This window comes from Priestia megaterium, assembly GCF_041941685.1.
GTDB lineage: Bacteria > Bacillota > Bacilli > Bacillales > Bacillaceae_H > Priestia > Priestia megaterium_C.
This window is the reverse complement of sequence record NZ_CP130958.1, coordinates 1,192,349-1,205,178: the sequence shown is the minus strand read 5'-3', so window position 1 is coordinate 1,205,178 and position 12,830 is coordinate 1,192,349. Positions and strand designations below refer to the sequence as shown.

The following is a 12,830-nucleotide window of genomic DNA, read 5'->3' as shown; positions in this document are numbered from 1 at the left end:
ACTCGTTCGGAGCTTTCTTCAACTAAACTGCTTTTGTCCCTGCTTCTTTTTATATTAGTTATTTACAACATCACTATTTTTTAGCGCATGGACTTGCTCTATTAGCTTCTGAACGTATTCTTCACTGAGTACACCTGTTGCTCCTCGAATAATTTCAGTCGAATAGTGATCCGGAGGTGCGACTTCTCTTTCTTTATTTAACACAAAAAAAGTAAGAACATGATCTACCATCTTACCTTCATGCTCGACAGAAATAATAGCAGGACGATAGCCGTTATTATCTACTCCTTCTCTGCCATACAGGTACGTAATTGCTTCAGGCGGCACGCGGTATAGTTTGCCTTCAACGACTCCGCCTTCTTCAACCATGTCTGCACGTCCTCCGTCATGAATAACGTGGTTATATCGAAGCGTATAGCCTTTAAAAACAGCTCTGCCGAGACAGTCTTGGAAATGCTGATCTACCCCGTGCTTAATAAAACGATCGTTATCCATACATGAACCATAAGCAAAATACAGCATACCTTCTAATAAATCTTCTTTCCACACGCGCCAGTTTCCGCTCGGGATAAATTCGTGCAGCAGCGAACGATCGCTTGCCACATAAACAACGGCTTCAAATTCACCTTGGTCCGTTTCAACCGTTTGCACAACTTTATCATATTCATTGTCTTTATGACCTTCATGAATGTATCCTTCTAATTCATCAAGAGCCTTCCACATAAGCTGATCGGTCACTTCATATACTTCTCCGTACACAATGTGTTCACTGTCGATATCAAGCATAGGATAGCCTTGCTTTGTGTCATATAATTTCCCTTTCGTTTTTGCCTGCTTAGCAATAGGGCGCGCATGATGCAGCAATCCGTGATTACCTTCTCCTTCAAGAAGCGTTCCGTATACAAATAAATAATTGCACATACTCCTTATTCCCCCTCTTTCTCTTCATAAAGCTCTAGCGGTAACCCGTCCGGATCAGCAAAAAAAGTGAATTTTTTTCCCGTTAGTTCATCTACCCTAATAGGTTCCACATCAATCCCTTGCTGCTCTAGTTCACGCTTGGAATCCTCTACGCTTTCAACCGCAAAAGCTAAATGGCGTAAGCCGCACGCTTCAGGTCTTGAAGGACGTTGTGGCGGATTGGGAAACGAGAACAACTCAATTTGAAAGCCAGGAGCTACTTCTAAATCTAGCTTATATGAATCTCTTTCTTTTCTATATGTTTCTTCTATAATCTTGCATCCTAACACATTTACATAAAAAGTTTTTGAACGTTCATAATTACTTCCTATAATGGCTACGTGGTGCATTCGTTTTAAATTCATTTCATTCTCCCATAAAAACCCTTTTCTAATCATCCTACACAAAATGCCGGCAAACATCAAATAATTACGTTATCACCTTTGACTAGAGTGATAAAAGTCACGGACATAGCGCCTCATAACAAGTAACATAACAACGAGGTGAATAACATGATTTCGTTAACATTTAAAGCAAGAATTGACCGAACTCAAAATTTAGATTCGTTAAAAGAAGAAGCTGCTATTATGCACCGTATTGCTGATCAGCTATCTCCAATGAGCCCTGAGTTCATAGAATATACTGAACGTATTCAATATGTGTATGAACGCATGCACATTATCGTACGTCATCCTACTAAAAAACTCGCTTAATATAAGCGAGTTTTTTTATAAAATCTTTGTCAAACTACCTTATTTTGAGATATACTGAATGCTAATAAAAAAATGAAACTTTTTGATCTTACGCGCGTATACTTAATTACGATAGGATAAAAGATAAATAGTTACGTAGATAAAAACCATCACGTGATGGTTGACATAGTTAAAGGAGGTGGTATTCTGATGGGGTTGCGACATACAAAATTGGCGAACTTGCAGAGATGGCACATGTAACGAAACGCACGGTTGACTATTATACCAACATTGGGTTGTTAAAAGCAGAACGCTCTGCTTCTAACTATCGCTTTTATAACGAAGAAGCGCTAAAACGTCTTTACTTAATTGAAAAATTAAAAAGCGAAGGCCGTTCTCTTGAAGAGATTTCTTCTCTATTTTCTATAGAGCAATCCGAGAATAGCCACTCCAAAGACGAATTAGCATCCAAATTTTACGTACTAAACGACAGTTTAAAAGAAGTTGCACCGCTTATGGAAAAGCTTAATGAAGAAGATCGAAAAGTAATGATGAATCGGCTTTCACCAGAAAGCGTCACTCTTTTGCACTCTTTACTGCTGCTGCTGTCGTAAATTTATTATTTACAGGAGGTGTTTACTTACTTTATAGCATTATAAAGTAAGTATATTCATTGATAACCATTAACTTAATTATTTTTGCGATTTTAATTGTACTCACTGCTTTTTTCGTTGCTTCAGAGTTTGCAATTGTGAAGCTTCGTAGTTCACGGGTAGATCAACTTGTTGCTGAAGGAAAAAAAGGAGCGAATGCGGTTAAAACCGTGACGACACACTTAGATGAGTATTTATCTGCGTGTCAGCTTGGTATTACGATTACTGCTTTAGGACTCGGTTGGTTAGGAGAACCGACTGTTGCGAAGATTTTAGAACCCCTGTTTGAAAAAATGAGTGTTGCTGCATCTTTAACACATATTCTTTCATTCATTATCGCATTTGCGCTTGTAACGTTTGTTCACGTAGTCGTTGGTGAATTAGCGCCAAAAACATTTGCGATTCAAAAAGCTGAAACAGTTACGTTATTGTTTGCTCGTCCGTTAATTTTATTCTATAAAATTATGTTCCCCTTCATTTGGTTACTAAATGGTTCTGCCCGTTTATTAACTGGAATGTTTGGATTAAAGCCAGCTTCAGAGCATGAACTTGCGCACAGTGAAGAAGAGCTGCGCATTATTTTATCAGAAAGTTTTAAAGGCGGGGAAATTAACCAGTCTGAATATAAGTACGTGAACAACATTTTCGAATTCGATAACCGTGTTGCTCGCGAAATCATGGTACCAAGAACAGAAATTTCAGCTGTTTCTGAAGACGACAGCATTGAAGATTTCTTAAAGCTTGCTGTAGAAGATCGCTACACTCGTTACCCTGTTACCGTTGACGGAGACAAAGATAACATTATCGGCTTAGTCAACGTCAAAGAGATTCTAAACGATGTCGTAATTAACGATGCGTTAAAAAAGCAAAGTGTGAAGCTTTATATGAATCCTATTATTCAAGTAATTGAAACCGTAGCGATTCAAGACCTATTGCGCTCGATGCAAAAGAAACGTACGCATATGGCTGTGTTGATTGACGAATACGGCGGTACGGCTGGTATCGTTACCGTTGAAGATATTTTAGAAGAAATCGTTGGAGAAATTCGAGATGAGTTTGATACAGATGAAAAGCCGCTTGTTCAAAAAATCAGCGATCAGCATTTTGTCTTTAACTCAAAAGTACTGCTTGAAGAAGTCAACGAAGTGCTTCATATCGAAATTGAAAACGACGATATCGATACAATTGGCGGCTGGATGCTAATGCAAAATATCGATATCCAGGAAAGCGAATCGTTCAAACTTTTTGGATACGAGTTTATTGCAAAAGAAATGGACGGTCACCAAATGAAAGAAGTAGAAGTACGTGCCCTTCCTGAAGAAGAACGCGTGCAGCCTGAAAGTCATTCACCAGAACAAGAAGTTACACAAGCATAATAGAAAGAGCCGCTTCTTCATGAAGCGGCTCTTTTTTCATTATTGCTTTACTTTAATTATGCAGCAGCTTATACACAACGTTCTCTTCTGCCTCTTCCCCAGTCTTTTCCTTCGCTTGGTCCATCGTGCCGACAAATTCCAGCTTTCCTTCCTTTAAGACCGCAAACCGATGACACACGTCTAAGATTTCATTCAAATCGTGGGTAATATAGATAATCGTCTTTCCTTTTGCCGCCAGCTGTTTAATATAACGAATGATTTCAAGCTTGGACTGTAAATCAATTCCGACTGTCGGCTCGTCCATTAACAATACGGACGGTTCATGAATAAGTGAAACGGCTATGTTGAGCTTTCGCTTCATGCCTCCTGATAAATTTTTCACTTTTTCCTTCCATCTTCTTTCGAGCTGTACAGCTGAGCAAAGAGACTGAAGCTGTTCATTCGACAGAGAGCGTGAAGTCATTTTGCTCCACATTTTCATGTTTTCTTTTACGCTAAGCTCTTCCCACAGCGCTATGTCCTGTGGAACGTAGCCAATGACTTCTCGAATCGCTTTTTGATTTTTCTTAAGCGATAAGCCTCCAATCGTGACATCCCCGCTTGAAGGAGCCGTAATGGTAGACAAAATAGACAGAAGCGTCGACTTACCAGCGCCGTTTGGTCCTAAAAGACCAATGACTTCTCCACTTTCTACGGTCAGCGTAACATTTGCTAACGACCGTTTTTTTCCGTATGTTTTGCTAACATTGTTAATTTCAATCATTTGATGCTCCTCACATTCCACACTATTTTAAACGCGCACAAACATATACATGCAATGGAAACAGCTATCTCTTTCCAAATGAACGTAAGCGGCAGTGCATGCTGATACAGAAGCAGATGCTGCGGAAGCCACTGACTTATTCTTTCAATCGTTGCAGAAAGCTCTCCTACCGGGAAAAAGCTCCCTCCTATTATACTGATTCCTGTGACCATGACAACGCTGATCATATAATAAGATCCAACTCGCTGACTTTCACTTGCAAGCCACGTGCTAAAAGCAACGCACACAATCACATAGATACACATATACAGCAGCACACCGTAAGACTCTATTCCATAAAGCCATTTAAATAGAGCAAAGCTTATGAGAGCTTGAAACACGTATAGCACAGCATAAGCAGCGCTGACGCTTCGAATATAACCGTAAAGTCCTTTTTGCACCGTTTTCATTCGTTTGAAAAGGTGCCTCCGCTCTTTAATCATCCAATCTGATGTGAGGCAGCAAAGTAAAAGCGTAAAGAATCCCCATAGCGGCACGTATCCGGTCATTTGAACGTTCCCTTGCTTCGTATGCTTCGTTCCTTGCGCCTCGTAATCAATTGTCATCAGCGGCTTTGGCTTCCACTGGTTATCGGTATAACGATACGCTTCTTTCCATAAATCCGGTCCTGCATGAATGTTATAGACTTTATATAAAAAACGCACTTCATTTGCCGCTTTAACATTTGTCGTTAACCTTGTCACTTCACTCGCCACGACTTCTCGAACCGCTTCTGTGGCAACTGAAGAAGGCAGCGTGAGCAAATCAATGACTCCTTGATAATTCCCCGCTTCTACTTCTTGTTGAAATCCGTTAGGAAACATAAAAATGCTGTCAATTTTATTTTTGGCCAGCTGCTTTCTCGCTTGTTCTTCGTTCAGAGAAAGAAACTGAATTTCTGTTGTTTTCTTTAGTCGATTGATCACTTGTTTAGACATTTTGCTATGATCTTGATCGACAAGAGCAACAGGTATTTTTGAATCACTTTGTACTTTTGCTAAAAACGAGTTGCTAATAATCGTTCCTATTAAAGGTAAAAAGAAAAGCATGATAACAAGCATAGGGCGCTTCAGCAGCTGCTTTATTTTTTCACTGATTATTTTCTCCACCGCCTTTGCAAAGTCATCACGTAGCCAACAGCAAGAACAAAACTTCCTGCTGCCGTAATGAGAATAGGCTTAAGGTAAAGAAAAGCTTCGTTTGTGTTATATCCATCAAATTCATAAAATAACAGCTCTAAAACGTGGGTATTGAGTGACCCTTTCTGAAAACCACTCGCCCAGTCTGGTAAATAGACGACTGGCACGACATGTCCACTTAAAATCGCACTCAGCAAAATAAACAGCAAACCGGTTATTTGATAAGCTTTTTGTGATAAAAAAAGAACCCGAAGCAGTAAAAACAAACATAAAAAAGCAAACAAAATTCCGCTTACCCCTAAAAAAAGCTCTCCGTACGTACCGGTTACAGGCAGTTTTAGTCCTTTAATGAGGCTTCCAAACAAAACGACAGATACCGGTAGCAAAAGAACATACAGAGCCGTCAGCTGCGCTAAATAAATGTGGACAAACGATACACCTCTTGTTTTCATTCGAGCCAGCACGGGAGAAGTCTGCGTTTCACTAGCAAGCAGCCATCCGCCGTAGCTCCAAATCATAAGCAGCAAAGCAGCAAAAGACAGGACATAATATTGCTTCATATCCTGCTGAAAGAAACTCGTTTCTATTTGTTCATTAAATAAACTTCCTCGATCTAATACATGAAGACCAAACGTCACTAAGCTCTTTTTAAACTCTGTTCGTCGATTTTCATCAGAAACGTTTCCTTTTTCTAAAAAGGCGTCAATCGTATTAATACCGCTTTGAGCGGCTGACGTATAGTCCGCTGCACTTTCCATCACGTAGCGAAACAGCTGTGACTGAAGCGGCTTATTGCTATTTCCAATGACGCTTAAAGGCTGATTTTTCCCATGAGCAATATCATGACTAAAACCTTTTGGGAGCGTCACAATGGCTGCCACTTTATTTTGCTGCAGCAGCTGTTTTGCTTTCTGTTCATTCGTGTAAAGAGGTTTCATGATCTTACGGAGCTTGCCTTCAGTGAGCTGTTCGATGACATACTTCGTTTGTGCAGTATCATCTTTATCCACAATTGCCACGGGAAAACGATTGACTTTCTCCTCATCTTGCATGGCCTGACTAATAATGATCCCTGCTCCGAGTAAAAACAGAGCAGGGATCATTATTAGCAGTATGAGAGATTTTATATTTTTCAATAGAGCTTTACATGTAAAAAGAGTCAAAGAGAAATATATCTTCATCTGCTATGCACCTTTTAGTAACCAGCGGTTCCCATATTCATCATGAGACCTTGAACATTTTTAGCAAAATTTTCTTGAATCGACAGCATGTCTTCAGGCGTTACATCTTTTACGTTTGTTGCATTAGATGCGTCAAGCTCTGGAATAGCTGCTGATTTTTTTAATTGAGAAGCAGAGTCAATTTTTAACGTAACGTTTGCCGGATCTGCTTTTGGTCCTATCTTTGTACGAATATCAAACGAATAATCTGCTTTTCCTTTTGAAGCACTTATTGCTTGATTTTGCTTTACTTCTCCTTTAAATACTAAATCTTCTTGATTGCCTAAGTCTAAAGAGAACGTACGGTCAGCCGTTTGCTTCGCATCGGTTTTACCGTTGATCACGGAATCCATTTTAAACGTCATATTCGTATCTTCATCTTTCGAACCTTTTGTTAACAAATGAATAGACATATTTTCTTTTCGTTTTTCACTTTCCGTTGTTACGTTATTTTTCATATCAAACGTAAACGCATCATCGGTAGTGCTATCCGCTAGAACTGCTTTAAACTGCTTAGCCGTTTTGTTGTCTTCATACGGAATATTTTTAGTCACTACGTTAAGTTTCCCTTTATCGTTAGAAGCATTTTTTACGCCCATGTTCATATCGCGAGCTACCACAACATCATTTTGAACGTACACAGTTGATTTAACACCGCCAGGGTAAGTCGTATCTTTTGCTTCTTTTTGGAAGTCTTGAAGGCTTTCTTTTACTGATTTTTTCAATTCTTTTGGATCTGCCATATCTTTTAATTCTGGATTTGTTGCTGCCGAAGATTTAAACAGCTTAGATACGTGATTTGCATAGATGGTATGAAGCTTGTCATCTTTTGCTACCTTCGCAATAAGCTTATCCATAAATTGTTTTGTTTCTTTATCAGACATGTTGAGCGTCACGCTTGTTAACTGAAGCGTTTTGCCATTTGTTTTATAATCCACATTTTTTTCTTTTGTAAAGTAATCGCTGTCTAACTCATCATAAATGAACGTTCCGTACTCTTTTGCAATGTAGGTCTTTTCTTTTTCCGTTAACTTTAAGTCTTCTAAACTCACGTTGCTTGTGTTAATATCAAGCGTTTCAGGACCAGAATAAGAAGGATCGAACTTACGCGCTACCTGTCCGTATTCGTCTAAGTTTAAATAGAAATATTCATTTGCTAGAATCGGAGCTTTAAAGCCTATTCTTTCTTTCGTTTGAAAACCTTCTAGGTCAAGCGCTTTTGAACCGCCGATATTAAGAGCCAGTGAACCGTATCCTTCACTTTTTTCGGATCTTGTTCCGCTTTAATTTTAATTTCAGCTTTACTGATAAGATCTTGAATCATTTTAAAGCTTGGATCATACGAAAGTGAATCCATGTTAAAGCCGCCTTTGATAGTAGCATTTGTGGTAGAAGGCTGCTTCATTGCTTTTTCCTGATAAGCCATCGTTTCACTGTACTTCGTTTCTAATTCATCAGCTGTTTTTTGATACGTATTCACTTCAGAAATTAAGTATAATTGCTTAGGAGATTTTTTAAATACCGTAGCAAATGTAATTGCTCCTCCAATAATTACAATTAAAGCTGCTAAAATGATAATCCATTTAGCCGGCGCTTTTTTGGGAGCGGGCGCTGTTTCTAGCGAAGCCGCTGTTTCGTCTGTTGTTCTGTTTTGATCTTTCTCACTCATCTACACCAGAACCTCCTATGTATTTTGTTAGTCACTTCGTACATGATAAGGAAAGGTTTCCATAAATTCTACTACTTCGACAAAATAAGACAATAATTAGTCCGATAAACCGATGTCTTTCGGTGCAATATCGTGTGCAAAGTACTCTACTTAAGTACCCAATATATTGAAAATAAAACCAATTATTCAAAACTATCTCAATAACTATTAAAATAGGTAAATGACTTAACTTCTTATTTTTTTACAATATGTTCCTATTTTTAAGCATTTACACCTAAGAATTACGAAGCGGCGTTTTTCTATAGTTGATCTCTTTTTCCTTTAATCATATACAGGTGATATCTATGTACGCCTTTATGAAAAGATGATAAAAAAGCAGCGTTTTGTTCCGGTTCGAAAGGGAAATAATATAAGAAAGCTTTTTTCTTGCCGATGATATAAAAATCGAGTAAAGTATTTCTAAATATATTTTACACAATTTAATTTGAGGATAGAAAAAGGAGGATATCATTATGAATATACGCGTCACTCCTTCTGCAAAAGAAGCTTTGCGGAACGTAGAACAAAATCAAATGATTCAGCTTTCTTTTGATCGAGGAAGCTGCGATATTGTTAATACAATTTATGAAATGAAGATCATCTCAAAGCGCAGCCTTCAGCCCTATGAAAAAATTGTAACGGTTGAAGGCTTAGAATTTATTGTTGATGATGAAATGGAAGAAGTGTACGACAATGAGCTGGTGATTGATCACGCAGCAGGCGCTTTTGTCTTCAAAAATCATAACCAAATTTTTAATAACCGCGTAGGATTGCGCTATATCAATTCATAGAAAAAAAGCAGGGAACTCCCTGCTTTTTTCCTTGCATATGTTAGGAAAATCGCTTCTATCGATTGACCTTTAACCGCTCTTGGATAAATAACAACACGTTCACAAGGCTATTTTCTTCATATACATTCACTTGCTGACGCTTAAATTCTCCTTGTTCATGGTAGTAAATAATATCTCCCGTTCCTTTGTCTTCATTCATATGTAAATGAAAACTAAGGGGCGTTGCCAAAATAGATCCGTCTTCATCTCGCTGAAGAATTTGACAAAGCGTTTGATTCCCTTGTTTTTCAGATAAAAAGTCATAGCCGAATTGACGTGCTAACTTCTCCACTTGTGCGGTAATAAGAGCTGTAATCTGTTGATTGTCTTTCATATCTCTAGTTTCTCCTTACTTATTTTCTTTTTTTATATTCCATGCTTCATAGCCGGAACGAGTTTTTGATAGTTTTTCCATAATATCGAACCACGCTTGTTCATGACCTTCACCAGCTTCAGAAAAAATAGCCGATAACTGCTCACGCTGTCGATTACTTAATTCTTTTTCTAATTCCCGTCCTTCATCCGTCAAAAACAGCTGCTTTACTCGACGATCATGCGCTGCTTCTTCACTAATCATTAATTCTTTTTCAACCAATTTTTTCATTGGACCGTGCAGCGCTTGTTTTGTGACTTCTAGCAATGCCAACAGCTCGTTTACACTAAGGCCCGGAAACCTCGCAATGAAAAATAAAATACGATGATGAACGCGCTGAATTCCATACTTTTGAATAATTTGATTCGGCTCCTCTGTAAACGTTTTATAGGCAAAATAAAATAAAGCCAGCACATCATTCATTTGCTGCTTCTTATTTTCGTCCATTTATGTCACCTGCTTTCTCTACGCTCTGAGTATCTTCTTATCAGTATACTATATTCTGGACTTATAGCACTAAAGGTCAATACACTTGACTAAAAACACTTATTCTTCTACACTGTATTTAAGTCAACCACGTTGACATATTATTTCGAGGTGATGAAGTATGAGTAGCAACTATACGATCGGACATTATTTATTAGATCGTTTAGCCGAATTAGGTGTTCACCATATGTTTGGTGTACCTGGCGATTATAATTTATCTTTTTTAGATGAAGTCATTGATCATAAAGAAATAGAATGGATTGGAAATTGTAATGAGTTAAATGCAGCTTATGCTGCTGATGGCTATGCAAGAGTTAATGGAATGGCCGCGCTCATTACAACATTTGGCGTTGGTGAATTAAGTGCTGTTAACGGTATTGCAGGATCTTACGCTGAACGTGTACCCGTCGTTAAAATTACGGGAACTCCTACAACAAATGTAATGGATAATGGTTTGTACGTTCACCATACGCTTGGAAACGGAAAGTTCGATCATTTTTCAACTATGTATAAAGAAGTAACTGTAGCTCAAACGTTCCTTACACAGGAAAATGCGGCTCAAGAAATTGACCGCGTACTTCTTACATGCTGGACTGACAAAAGGCCTGTTCACATTAATTTAGCAACCGACGTATATGATAAGCCTATTAGCAAACCCTACAACTCATTATTAGACAGTGCCATTTTAAGTAACGAAGAAACATTGAAACAAATGATAGTAGACGTCCCCGAAAGAATCAATTCAGCCAAAAGGCCTGTTATACTGGCAGACTTTGAAGTAATTCGATACGGAGCACAGAAAGCTTTGCTGCAATTCGCTGAGAAAACCGGCTTTCCTGTTGCAACATTAAGTATGGGAAAGAGTGCTTTTAATGAAGCACACCCTCAGTTTATCGGTGTTTACAACGGAGATTTAAGTTCTTCTTATGTACAAAAACGTATAGATCAATCAGATTGCATCATCAGCGTTGGAGTAAAATTAACGGATTCAATAACAGGCGGATTTTCTCACCAATTTTCAAAGGACAATGTTATTCATATTCACCCATTTTCCGTTCAGTTTAACAACACAAAATATGCACCCGCTACAATGATTGATTCTTTACACGCATTAAGCAGTGCAATTGCAAAAAGAAAAGCGGAAGATTTAGATATTCTTTCTCTCACTTCACAGATGGCTGCTAAATCATATACTGCAGCTGAAACCGAGATAACGCAAGAAAGGTTCTTTGAACGAATTGCTGCTTTCCTTCATGAAAATGATGTACTGTTGGCGGAACAAGGAACATCTTTTTTCGGAGCAGCAACCATGCCGCTGCCAAAAGACACAACATTTATCGGCCAGCCGCTTTGGGGATCTATCGGCTACACACTCCCTGCTCTTTTAGGATCACAGCTTGCCGACAAAAACCGACGCAACGTATTGCTTATCGGCGACGGTTCATTTCAATTGACAGCACAAGAGCTGTCAACTATGCTGCGTCAACATATTAAACCGGTAATTTTTCTAATTAATAATGACGGCTATACGGTAGAACGTGCGATTCACGGCGAAAATCAAGTATATAATGATATTCAAATGTGGAATTATCAAGAGCTTCCCGCTGTGTTAGGCCCTAAAGACCGGAGTATAACTTTTAAAGTTCGTACAGAAATAGAGCTGGAGGAAGCTTTAATATTGGCCGAACAGAATTATCAACATCTCGTATTTATTGAAGTTATGATGCACCGAGACGATAAACCTGCTCTGCTTGCCGAACTTTCAAAACGATTTGCAAATCAAAACGTATAAGCTAATAACTGTAACACAAAAAGCTTGTGAGTCATGCTCACAAGCTTTTTCCTCATAAAAAATATGTATGCTGCACAACTACAATCACAACCGCAATTAAAATTGAAGGCAATAAATTAGCTACTTTAATTTTAATAATTTCTAATAAATTAATCCCTATTGCTAAAATTAACACCCCGCCTACTCCTGTGACTTCGGCAATGATACTATTCATTAAATCTTGCGGCACGACCGCATTAATTTGCGTGGCAAATAACGCAATGATGCCTTCGTATAGAAACACGGGCACTGCTGAGAAAATGACGCCTATTCCAAGCGTAGTGGTTAATAATAATGAGATAAACCCATCCATCACCGCTTTTGTAAACAATACGCTGTGATCGCCGCGTATTCCGCTGTCTAATGCCCCGACAATCGCCATCGCTCCAATGACAAAGATTAACGTTCCTGTTACAAAGCCCTGTGAAATACTGAATGTTTGCTTGTCATTTTGCTGAGATTGAAATTTTCGTTCAATCATATTGCCTAAAAGGTTTAGCTTTTCATCTAAATCAATGAACTCACCAATAACCGCTCCAATGGCTAAGCTCAAAATCACAATTAAAAACTGATGACTTTTAAAGCCCATTTGCAAGCCAAGCGTGATAACGGATAAACCCATCACTTGCATCACCGTCACGCTTACTTTTTCAGGAATGCGGTGAGCAAGCTTGCCCATTAATGTTCCTACAACAATCGCTAATCCATTGACTAATGCTCCTATAATAAACATGCCGTCACCTTTACCATGAATAATGCC

The 12,830-nt window shown here is 38.6% G+C and carries 15 protein-coding genes; 5 read left to right on the top strand and 10 right to left on the bottom strand.

All coding sequences use genetic code 11. The annotated features are described in order from the left end of the window. Positions 1–54: 54 nt before the first annotated feature. On the bottom strand, positions 55–921 hold the full coding sequence (locus Q5794_RS06305; protein ID WP_192996887.1) for a gamma-glutamylcyclotransferase: 867 nt from the start codon (positions 919–921) through the stop codon (positions 55–57). 5 nt (positions 922–926) lie between these two features. After that, on the bottom strand, positions 927–1,325 hold the full coding sequence (locus Q5794_RS06300) for a VOC family protein (RefSeq protein ID WP_192996886.1): 399 nt from the start codon (positions 1,323–1,325) through the stop codon (positions 927–929). A gap of 147 nt (positions 1,326–1,472) precedes the next feature. On the opposite strand from Q5794_RS06300, the gene Q5794_RS06295 reads away from it, so the two are divergent. From Q5794_RS06295 to Q5794_RS06285, 3 genes are all read left to right on the top strand, one after another. Then, entirely contained in the window at positions 1,473–1,673 is a 201-nt protein-coding gene (locus Q5794_RS06295; RefSeq protein WP_029325051.1) for a hypothetical protein, read from the top strand. Positions 1,674–1,900: 227 nt separating this feature from the next. After that, on the top strand, positions 1,901–2,266 hold the full coding sequence (locus Q5794_RS06290; RefSeq protein ID WP_013055894.1) for a MerR family transcriptional regulator: 366 nt from the start codon (positions 1,901–1,903) through the stop codon (positions 2,264–2,266). A 59-nt stretch (positions 2,267–2,325) separates the two neighbouring features. Continuing rightward, positions 2,326–3,681 (top strand): hemolysin family protein, encoded by a 1,356-nt coding sequence (locus tag Q5794_RS06285; RefSeq protein ID WP_374988891.1) that lies wholly within the window; start codon positions 2,326–2,328, stop codon positions 3,679–3,681. A gap of 52 nt (positions 3,682–3,733) precedes the next feature. On the opposite strand, the gene Q5794_RS06280 is transcribed toward Q5794_RS06285, so the two are convergent. From Q5794_RS06280 to Q5794_RS06260, 5 genes are all read right to left on the bottom strand, one after another. Continuing rightward, a complete protein-coding gene (locus Q5794_RS06280; protein ID WP_374988890.1) occupies positions 3,734–4,444 on the bottom strand; it encodes an ABC transporter ATP-binding protein in 711 nt (236 codons plus the stop codon). After that, positions 4,441–5,592, bottom strand: coding sequence for an ABC transporter permease (locus Q5794_RS06275; protein WP_374988889.1), 1,152 nt, complete (start codon positions 5,590–5,592; stop codon positions 4,441–4,443). Before Q5794_RS06275 ends, Q5794_RS06280 begins: the two co-directional genes overlap by 4 nt. Beyond that, the gene (locus tag Q5794_RS06270; RefSeq protein ID WP_374988888.1) at positions 5,580–6,803 is read right to left on the bottom strand and encodes an ABC transporter permease; all 1,224 of its coding nucleotides are present in this window, start codon (positions 6,801–6,803) and stop codon (positions 5,580–5,582) included. Before Q5794_RS06270 ends, Q5794_RS06275 begins: the two co-directional genes overlap by 13 nt. A gap of 14 nt (positions 6,804–6,817) precedes the next feature. Beyond that, positions 6,818–7,894 (bottom strand): hypothetical protein, encoded by a 1,077-nt coding sequence (locus Q5794_RS06265; RefSeq protein ID WP_374988887.1) that lies wholly within the window; start codon positions 7,892–7,894, stop codon positions 6,818–6,820. 152 nt (positions 7,895–8,046) lie between these two features. Then, entirely contained in the window at positions 8,047–8,511 is a 465-nt protein-coding gene (locus Q5794_RS06260) for a hypothetical protein (protein ID WP_374988886.1), read from the bottom strand. A 512-nt stretch (positions 8,512–9,023) separates the two neighbouring features. On the opposite strand from Q5794_RS06260, the gene Q5794_RS06255 reads away from it, so the two are divergent. Then, positions 9,024–9,341 carry an iron-sulfur cluster biosynthesis family protein gene (locus Q5794_RS06255; protein WP_192996882.1) on the top strand — a complete coding sequence of 106 codons (318 nt, stop codon included), beginning with the start codon at positions 9,024–9,026 and terminating at the stop codon, positions 9,339–9,341. Between the two features lie 55 nt (positions 9,342–9,396). Here Q5794_RS06255 and Q5794_RS06250 read toward each other — a convergent pair whose 3' ends face one another. Both Q5794_RS06250 and Q5794_RS06245 read right to left on the bottom strand, forming a co-directional pair. Further along, positions 9,397–9,714 carry a hypothetical protein gene (locus Q5794_RS06250; RefSeq protein WP_328244541.1) on the bottom strand — a complete coding sequence of 106 codons (318 nt, stop codon included), beginning with the start codon at positions 9,712–9,714 and terminating at the stop codon, positions 9,397–9,399. A gap of 15 nt (positions 9,715–9,729) precedes the next feature. Continuing rightward, positions 9,730–10,200, bottom strand: coding sequence for a MarR family winged helix-turn-helix transcriptional regulator (locus tag Q5794_RS06245; RefSeq protein ID WP_013055886.1), 471 nt, complete (start codon positions 10,198–10,200; stop codon positions 9,730–9,732). A 160-nt stretch (positions 10,201–10,360) separates the two neighbouring features. Between Q5794_RS06245 and Q5794_RS06240 the strand changes: the two genes are divergently transcribed. Then, positions 10,361–12,031 carry an alpha-keto acid decarboxylase family protein gene (locus Q5794_RS06240; protein WP_374988885.1) on the top strand — a complete coding sequence of 557 codons (1,671 nt, stop codon included), beginning with the start codon at positions 10,361–10,363 and terminating at the stop codon, positions 12,029–12,031. Positions 12,032–12,083: 52 nt separating this feature from the next. On the opposite strand, the gene Q5794_RS06235 is transcribed toward Q5794_RS06240, so the two are convergent. Then, the gene (locus tag Q5794_RS06235) at positions 12,084–12,803 is read right to left on the bottom strand and encodes a DUF554 domain-containing protein (protein ID WP_016763328.1); all 720 of its coding nucleotides are present in this window, start codon (positions 12,801–12,803) and stop codon (positions 12,084–12,086) included. Positions 12,804–12,830: the final 27 nt, after the last annotated feature.